At 48.5% G+C, this 2095-nt stretch carries 3 protein-coding genes; all 3 read left to right on the forward strand.

Features of this window, described 5'->3' with window-relative positions:
• The first annotated feature begins 69 nt into the window (after positions 1–69).
• From ACI4N7_RS07725 to dmpI, 3 genes are read left to right on the forward strand one after another with little or no spacing between them, the layout of a single operon-like run.
• The gene (locus tag ACI4N7_RS07725) at positions 70–1239 is read left to right on the forward strand and encodes an iron-containing alcohol dehydrogenase (protein ID WP_439732777.1); all 1170 of its coding nucleotides are present in this window, start codon (positions 70–72) and stop codon (positions 1237–1239) included.
• Between the two features lie 34 nt (positions 1240–1273).
• Positions 1274–1831, forward strand: coding sequence for an NAD(P)H-dependent oxidoreductase (locus tag ACI4N7_RS07730; RefSeq protein WP_439732778.1), 558 nt, complete (start codon positions 1274–1276; stop codon positions 1829–1831).
• 35 nt (positions 1832–1866) lie between these two features.
• Positions 1867–2061 carry a 4-oxalocrotonate tautomerase DmpI gene (dmpI, locus tag ACI4N7_RS07735; protein WP_439732779.1) on the forward strand — a complete coding sequence of 65 codons (195 nt, stop codon included), beginning with the start codon at positions 1867–1869 and terminating at the stop codon, positions 2059–2061.
• The last annotated feature ends 34 nt before the right edge of the window (positions 2062–2095 follow it).

Raw genomic sequence — 2095 nt, forward strand, 5'->3', positions numbered from 1 at the left:
GATTTCCTATATCATATGTATACAGAATATAATTCATCAATCAGTCAATTATTATGAGGAGGCTCCTTTATGTTAGGAAATTTTGAATATCACAATCCTACGAAACTGTATTTCGGCAAAGATGCCCTGTCCTATCTTCCCGGAGAACTGAAAAAACAGGGAAAATCGGTGGCTCTTGTCTACGGCGGCGGTTCCATCAAAAGAAACGGCATTTATGATCAGGTGGTGGATATCCTGAAAAAGGCAGGAAAAGAAATCACCGAAATTGCAGGGGTTATGTCCAATCCTACGGCCGATAAGCTGAGAGAAGGAGTGGAAACTGCTCGGAAAGGCAAAGTGGACTTTATCCTGGCAGTAGGCGGCGGCTCCTGCTGCGACTACGCCAAGGCACTGTCTGTATCCATCCATTATGATGGTGATCCCTGGGACAAGTACTTCCTGAAATTTGAAGAACCGGACTGTGAAATCGTGCCGGTAGGATGCATTCTGACTATGGCCGGCACCGGTTCTGAAATGAATGCGGGCTCCGTTATCACCAACCATGAGCAGAAGCTGAAAATCGGCCATGTATTTGCAGATGAGCAGGTAATGCCCCGTTTCTCCATTATGAATCCGGAATTTACCATGACCGTGCCCCGTTACCAGATGATTTCCGGCATTTATGATATGTTCAATCATATCTGCGAGCAGTATTTCTCCGGCAGTGATGACAACAGCAGTGACTATCTGGCTGAAGGCCTCATGCGCTCCGTAATTCATGCATCCCGTCTGGCCGCTGCAGATCCCAGAAACTATGAAGCCAGAAGCAACCTGATGTGGGATGCTACCTGGGCACTGAATACGCTCATCGGCAAAGGCAAATCCCAGGACTGGATGGTTCATATGCTGGGGCAGTCCGTAGGTGCTCTTACCAATGCAGCCCATGGAATGACTCTGGCTGCGGTATCTCTTCCCTATTACCGCCATATTCTTCCCTATGGCCTTCCAAAATTTAAGCGTTTTGCGGTGAATGTATGGAATGTCAGCCCGGAAGGAAAAACGGACGAAGAAATTGCCAGGGAAGGCCTTTCTGCCATGGAATCCTGGATGAAAGAACTGGGCCTCGTCATGAATATTACAGACCTGGGAGCCAGAGAGGACATGATTCCCGATCTGGTGAAGGGCACCCTCATTCTGGACGGCGGCTACAAGAAACTTACCGCTGAGGAAATTGAAGAAATCTTCAGAGAAAGCTTCTGATGCTTGGTCAATTTGTTTCAAGAAAGGAAAAGCAATGTCTCAGATTCTGGTTATATCCGGACATCCGGATTTGAAACACTCCCTGGCCAATCGCACCATTCTGAAAGAGCTGGCTCAGTCAGATATGCCCATCCGGGTGAGGAGGCTTGACCTTCTCGGATGGGATCTCCCGGTGGCAGAGGAACAGGACTGTCTGCGCCAGGCAGATATCATCGTATTCCAGTTTCCTTTCTACTGGTATTCCTGCCCTGCTCTTCTCCGCAATTATATGGAAAAAGTTCTGTCCCACGGATTTGCCTATGGCAGTGAAGGAACGGCACTTCAGGGAAAGAAACTGGTCCTTTCCTTCACCATCGGCGGAGCTGAAAAAGACTATTCCAGTCAGGGGAGGCACCGGCATGTGATAGATGAATTCCTCTACACTTTTCAGCAGACTGCCGCACTCTGCGGTATGGTGTATGAAAAGCCGGTGTATACCTTCGGCTGTTTATATATTCCCGGCATCAGCCGGAAGGAAGATGGGGAAAGGGTAGAGAAAGCCTCCCGTCTTCATGGTGCGGAACTGCTGGAAGAACTCCGGGCCCTGTCCTGAAGCCCGGCTTGTCTGCAGAAAAGATCCAATCAAGAATGCCCTTTATCAAAGTGGAAACTGCAAAAGCATCCAGGGAACAGAAAGAAAAGCTGATTGCCGATGTCACCCGGGCTGCCAGTGAAGCACTGGGGATTCCTCAGGAAGCCTTCTATATGGTGGTCAACGAGAACAGTACGGACAACTGGGGCATTGGCGGGAAAACATTGACAAATTTAAATAAAAAGTCATAAAATGCTGTCATAGCATACCGGGAAACGCTGACAA

Source organism: Dialister sp., from assembly GCF_051885895.1.
Classification (GTDB): Bacteria; Bacillota; Negativicutes; order Veillonellales; family Dialisteraceae; genus Dialister.